Annotated in this window: 7 protein-coding genes and 2 pseudogenes; all 9 read right to left on the bottom strand. The window is 27.7% G+C overall.

Going from position 1 to position 6,603, the window contains the following annotated elements; all coding sequences use genetic code 11:
- Nucleotides 1-427 (bottom strand): annotated as a pseudogene (locus NG901_RS16515) (late control protein D); the annotation flags it as partial.
- 380 nt (nt 428-807) lie between these two features.
- Nucleotides 808-1,785: an Rpn family recombination-promoting nuclease/putative transposase gene (locus NG901_RS16510; RefSeq protein ID WP_105176504.1), complete on the bottom strand. Its 978-nt coding sequence runs from the start codon at nt 1,783-1,785 to the stop codon at nt 808-810.
- 259 nt (nt 1,786-2,044) lie between these two features.
- A complete protein-coding gene (locus tag NG901_RS16505) occupies nt 2,045-2,548 on the bottom strand; it encodes an SUKH-3 domain-containing protein (protein ID WP_252216395.1) in 504 nt (167 codons plus the stop codon).
- A gap of 207 nt (nt 2,549-2,755) precedes the next feature.
- Nucleotides 2,756-3,082 carry a hypothetical protein gene (locus NG901_RS16500; RefSeq protein WP_252217029.1) on the bottom strand — a complete coding sequence of 109 codons (327 nt, stop codon included), beginning with the start codon at nt 3,080-3,082 and terminating at the stop codon, nt 2,756-2,758.
- A gap of 475 nt (nt 3,083-3,557) precedes the next feature.
- The gene (locus NG901_RS16495) at nt 3,558-3,863 is read right to left on the bottom strand and encodes a hypothetical protein (protein WP_252217027.1); all 306 of its coding nucleotides are present in this window, start codon (nt 3,861-3,863) and stop codon (nt 3,558-3,560) included.
- Nucleotides 3,864-4,647: 784 nt separating this feature from the next.
- Nucleotides 4,648-4,848: a hypothetical protein gene (locus NG901_RS16490; RefSeq protein WP_252217024.1), complete on the bottom strand. Its 201-nt coding sequence runs from the start codon at nt 4,846-4,848 to the stop codon at nt 4,648-4,650.
- Nucleotides 4,832-4,963, bottom strand: coding sequence for a hypothetical protein (locus NG901_RS17215; RefSeq protein ID WP_286674173.1), 132 nt, complete (start codon nt 4,961-4,963; stop codon nt 4,832-4,834). Before NG901_RS17215 ends, NG901_RS16490 begins: the two co-directional genes overlap by 17 nt.
- Before the next feature lie 344 nt (nt 4,964-5,307).
- Nucleotides 5,308-5,862, bottom strand: a complete 555-nt coding sequence (locus tag NG901_RS16485; RefSeq protein ID WP_252217022.1) for a hypothetical protein — start codon at nt 5,860-5,862, stop codon at nt 5,308-5,310.
- Nucleotides 5,846-6,603 (bottom strand): annotated as a pseudogene (locus NG901_RS16480) (hypothetical protein); the annotation flags it as partial. The pseudogene NG901_RS16480 and the gene NG901_RS16485, both read right to left, overlap by 17 nt.

The following is a 6,603-nucleotide window of genomic DNA, read 5'->3' as shown; positions in this document are numbered from 1 at the left end:
TATTTCCTTTTGTCATGAGTATTTGACTTTGTGCACTTATATTTATGTTATTTTTGGTGCTTATTACTATTTCTCCACCTGCATTTAAATTTAATCCAGTTGGACTTGTAAAAGTTATTCCACTTTCATCATCAAAATTTATACTTAATGGTTCTTTACTTCCACCATTTATATTTAATGCTCCTGGAAGTATTGCTATTTCACTTCCATATTCTGTTTGCAAATATCTACTTGTTGTATCAGAAGTTTGAATGCATGTATCTCCATTTTTTCTTACGCAACCTGTAATAATTGGTTCATCATTACCTGCACTTGGAAAATAAAGTCTTACACTTTCTCCGATTTTAGGCATTGCATACATTATATTTGCTGATGGAGGTGCATACCTAAACCAAAAAGCTTCTTCTTCACTTTGATTTCCGTCTATATTTAAATGAATCTTTACTAACTCTTCTTTTACTGCTAGAACTTTTCCTTCAATAGATGCTCCACTTAAAAGTGAATTATATAATTTTGTTTGCCATACCCCATTTTTTCTGCATAATTTATATTTATAGATTATTTCCTCTTTATTCCTATGTGCTTCATACTCTCTAACATATAATTCTTTCTGCTTAAAATAAATTTCAGAACAATTACTTTAGTTAACATTATCAAATTTCACTTTAAACTTATTAGCTTTTTATAAATTTTACACTTAAAGAAATATATTAATTCATGGTAACTTATATTAATATCTTGAAGATAAAAAAATAACAGCAATATCACTATCTCAAGTTATCGCTGTTACTTTAATTTTTAAATATTCTAATTTAATCTTAATTTTCTTACTTCATCAACACTAAGGCCTGTTTTTAATGATATTGTTTCATCATCTAAAACATCTAATAAATTTTTGGCAATTTCAATTTTTCCTTCTTTTAAACCTTCCTCTTTTCCTTTTTGCATACCCTTTTGCATTCCTTCTTGAATTCCAACTTCTTTACCTTTTTGTTCATAATATTTTTGTCTTATTTGATCAACAGTCATTCTTACAGCACCTCCTCTTTCTCTTTTATATTCTTCAAATTTCTTTTCAAGTTCCTTATCTTTAATTAAGAATAAATATTCTAAAAAATCTGCTAATGCTTTAATTTGTTCTTCATTTTTAACTTTATCATACTCAACTAACTCTTCTGCAAGTTGTATTTTTGCCTTATAAATATCCGCATCTTTTGGTTTTGTTTCAAGAAGTGTTTTTGCCATTTTAAATACTAATTTTAATGGGTTATCATAACTTATGTTTTCTAATTCTATTTTTTCAACATCTATAGTTCTAAAATTATAAACTAGAATTTCATCATTAAGCTTAGGTACTTTATATACATACTTTGTATCTTTTCCACGTTCCCCTTTATATGTATATATTGCTGCTGCAATGACTTCACTTTTGTCTTTATTCTTATATCTAAACTTATCCCAAATCCTATAAAAATATCTAAACATTCTTTCACCAAAGACATCTTCATCACTACTATAACTTTGAACTTCAACATGGATAAATAAAATCTTGCTATTATTATCTTTAAGTTTTACCTTTATTATTTTATCTGAAATTATTTTTTCAGCACTATCTTTATCAAAAATCTCTCTTTGAATTTCTTGAAGCTCTAAATCTAGACTTTCAGTGCCAAGCTCCCATGCAATTTCATCAAATATTTCAGGAAATAACACTTCTACAACTTCCACTTCAAAGGCTTCAAGTATTGTTTTCCATGCCGCATCATAATCATGTTTTTTGGGCAATTTACTCACCACACTTTCTTTAAAAAGTCCATTTATATATATCTATATTATATCTTATTAATTGTGATTTTAGCAAGGATTGTAAGATTAAAAGTTTGCGTTTTTGTATCCTAAATATTTACATAAGACCACTTAGCATTTTAATAATTATTGTTTATTTTCCTTAATAAGAATGCTCCCTTTGTAGAAACAGTTTTATTATTTAACCGTCTACTATAAAGGGAGCGGTTTACCCAATGACTATTCTATTTATTATAATTTAGAAGTATTCTTTATTTTTATATTTGGATGGCTGAAATTCTTTGCCTGCCTTATAATCTATCCAGTCTAAAAAAACACCTTGATATTCTCCTAAGATACTATTCCAAAAGTCATCAGTATCCTTTGCCCACATCCCCTCACTAATGAAAAATTTACCAGACTCAGATATACATACAATATATTCTCCACTATATAATTTACATATTGGAATTATTCGTTCTCCAACTTTTTCATAATAATTTTTCATTACATTCTTACTATTTTTCAAATATCCCATCTTATCAATTTTTGTTGTATGTTCGTCATAATCTTCTTCTCCAAGAAAATCTATATATTTAGCTATAATGTCCAGTTCACCAAATTCTTCAATAAACCTTCGTGCAGCATCAAATACTTTATAGCCTACACCTTCAAGTATTTTTACCTGATTTGTTATATCTATCTTTCGATTTTCAACCCATCCTGCTCTTGTTAATATTTTTTTCACTTTTTCTTCTAACATTATTTCTTAGCTCCTATATTATTCAAATTTTTAAAAGAAGGTTTTCCAGTTATTCTAATAAATTTTCCATATACCATAAATACATCCCTAATATTAAATTAATACCAAATATTTCATTGTAATTTACATAATACTTCTTATAGTTTTCAAGAAAAAATACTTCTGAATTTCATCTGAAGTATTTTCCTTAATTATTAAACAATGTTGCTATTCATCCGATATCTTTATATAGGTTTCATTTATTTTAGCATTATTATTTAAATTTAATTTCCATATTTCCTTTTGCTCACATCCACCTATATTAATTCCAAAGTAGAAAGATGGATCTAAAAATATAACTTGCTCATTCTTTAATTTCATTTCAATAGCATCACAAATCAACTCTTCTTCTTTTTCTTCTAAATTATAAAATTTAATGCTATCTATATAATTACCAATCGCACCATTTTGATTTAAAATAATTTGACTAGCAGATGATTTGCCTTTCATCATATCCTCATCTATTTCAAAGTTATGATTTACTAAATTCACCATTTTAATTCTAAGTTTAGAATATTGATTAATTGACTCAAATTCTATAAATTTAGAATTAATTTCAAAATATATAAATCTTAAATCTGGATAAAACTGTGCTATTCCATTTTCAATATCAACAAATCCAGTTAAATATATGTCCTCAATATCATTATTTTTTACTATTTTTTAAATTATTTATCATTCTCATCGCTCCCATTCTTTTATTACTTTATCATTTGTATTCCCGATTCCATTAACTTTTAAATAAAATTATTAAGCCTAGGATTTCCTTGCTTTCAGCTAAAGGTATCTTTACATTCCTTGTTATATTGACTTTTAAAGATATTTCATTACAGGGAAAAAAGATTAGTGCTTCTATTACTGAAGCATTAACCTTTTAATCTTTATATTTTATTAACATCACTATACTACATTAATTAAAATTATTATGACTTGAATTAATATCTAATTTTGCATTCAGCTATTCAACAATTTAATGTACATCTAACTTTATTTTTTGTTCCTCTGCTAGTTTTCTATAAGGCTCCAACAAAGCTACAATTTTTTCAATAAATTCACAATTATCTATTAATCCATTGTTTTCATTTATCTCTTTAAATATTGTATAAAAGTTTTGAATTTCATGTATAGATGAACTAGAACTTATATCATCTTCATCACTTAGCCTGCTAATTAATTCATATAAGTTTATTCTTTTTTCTCCATATAACATATAGTAATATCCAACTACAACATCCTCTTGTAAAAATTCATTGTTTTGATAATACGATTCTTCCATTCTTTTTTCATATATAGCTTCGTATAATTCCTCTGTATCTTTAGCTAATGAAACATTATATACCCATTCTTCAACTTCATAATTATTTAGTATTTCTTCATCAGCCCATTTTTGCCAATCTGATTTTGAATAATAACCGCTTATTACTGCTATATATATAATTTGCTATTGTCATTTACTCACCTCTCTTATGGTGTATCAGGATGTAATCCTGGAACGCCGTCACCATGTTGTGCTGGATTGTTATAAGGATTTGGATGATGATGAGGATTTGTATGGGATGTAATATCAGATCTACCATGATCAGTATAATCATTATTACCTATTTTTCTTCCATATTTATCAAATATAGTTTCTCTTATATACGTTTCTCTAGTCTTACTATTAATCTTTACATATTTAATACTTCTTTCTCCTGGTACTGTATATAATCGTTGCCTTGTGTGAAATTGGTGATATAAAACGATTTAAGAATTTCTTCAAGCCTTGTCGCTTATGCTGGGATTGACCCTACTGCTAAGTAATCTTGGCATTTTACATCTAATAATAACAACATGTCTAAGCGTGATTCTCCTTATCTTAGAAGAGCTTTGTTCCTTGCTGCTTATACGTGTACTTTACATGAAAGTCCTCTTAATACTTATTATATCAAAAACGTAGTGAAGGTAAGCACCACCTCACTGCTGTGGGCGCAGTAGCTCATAAGTTAACACATATTGTTTTTTCTATTATGAAGCTATTAAAAAATTACTTTATTTTAATAGCTTATTTGTTATATGATAAATTATATACATCTAAAATAATCATCATAATATTCACCATCTAAGCCGTATATTACTTCATATTCGGCAAATTCTTCATCACTATACTCTAGTCTTATCTTTGATGATATATATTTATATATTCCATCATCTGTATCATACTCTTGCCATGAATTTATAACATATGCTACACTATGAAATATTATTTTAATTTTTATCTCCAAATATTACACTATATTCCTCTGGCTCTTCTTGTTTATAATAATAAATATAATTATTATAATCTTTCATAGCCATATCTTTTATATTATGCCTAAGTAACCATTCTTCTAAATTCATAATAACATCCTAATGCATTCTTCTTCTAAAATAATCAAATACTATCTTTCCCACATCTTCATATCCTAAGATTCTATAGTCTCCATATTCTTTATTTTTAACTTTTATTTCATAATTATATATCTTAGTTCCCTTCTTATTTAAGTGGAATTATTGAGGCTAGGATTTCCTTTACCCGTTACTTGAATATATTAACTAATAAAAAAATAATGAACCAGCCTACTCAAATTTCAGCTGGTTCATTTCATCTTTTCACTACATTATTACAATTATGCAGTTTTAAATCTTATTGTTCTTATTGATTTAACTATATTCTACTATTATTATTTTTTATGCAGTTAATTCTATTGATTTTTTGCAGTTAGTTGATTGAATACTGTTTCCTCAATCCTTTGAGTGTCACCTTTATTATCAGTACTTAATATTTTTAACAATACCTCTGTTGCTACACCAAAAATTGCTGAACTTGACCCAATATATCCATGTGCACCTATATCAAAAGTTATAGTGCCAGATGAGCAATCTATACTATTTAAATAAGTATTAGCTACCCTAATTACTTCCTCTGAGTATTCTAATGGAATTCCAGCATGTACTTCATCAGAGTTAGAAACTAAAGTATTTCCAACAATTTCTCCATCCTCTACGCTCGAATTAACTCTTATTACTAGTTTTTTAGTATCTTCATACTTATAGCTTATACCTAATAAAACATAATTACTAGAATGTCTATGTTTTAAATTTAATTCAATTACATAAGATATATTGCCCCACTTAACCCATTCATTCTTAATAATTACTTCCTCTAATTTTTTTATACACTCATACTCTATATTAGGCTTTTCATTTATCCATAAATTACATTTTTTCATTGCACCTATATTATTTAAAGTTATCATTTATTTCCCTCCCAGAATCTTTTCCAAGCAAGCGAAAACTGCGATGAATATGATTTTTTACAATATTCAATCCCTTTTCGCTAACATTTAGTTCCTTATTTGCTAATTTACCTAGCCCACTTCCAGTTGAATTAATGCCTAAATTATATGAACCTGTTCTTATTGTAGGGTTACTTCCCCCCTTATTTATACCACCAAACTCTTCTGGTACTCCAACTCCGCTTTTTTTAGGCACAGAACCTTTGGTTTCCTTAATTCCAAAAATAGCTGATGCTGTTCCAAAACTATTTAACCAATGTTCTTTTGATAAAGGATCTTTAGGATTAAATGTCTCATTTACCATATCTACATTTCCGAAACTAATCCAATTAGAAAAATCATAAACGGAATCAAATGCTTTTTCTGATCTTTCTGCATTTGATTTTAGAGTTTCCTTAACAACATCCGGTACTCCACAACCTAACCAATTAGCAAAATCATATCCTGAATCAAAAGCCTTTTGTCCTCTATTATCCATTCCACTCCAAAAATCATGTCCTATTTCCTTTATAGAATTCCATGATTTGCTAACCGCTGCACCAACTGAATCAAAAATGGTGGATTTTTCTTCTGCTGAATTACACTCTGATGAACCAGAATCAAATGGAAATATAAAAGCTCCAACCAATAATTTAAATGCTTCTTCGAGCAGTTCTTCCTCATCTTCATCAATCTCACCATCTTCAAAGACATCTGCAATTG

It is taken from the genome of Clostridium sp. CMCC3677, assembly GCF_023845585.1.
Taxonomy (GTDB): Bacteria; Bacillota; Clostridia; order Clostridiales; family Clostridiaceae; genus Clostridium; species Clostridium aquiflavi.
The sequence above is the reverse complement of the archived record's forward strand: the minus strand, read 5'-3'. Positions and strand labels throughout refer to the sequence as shown.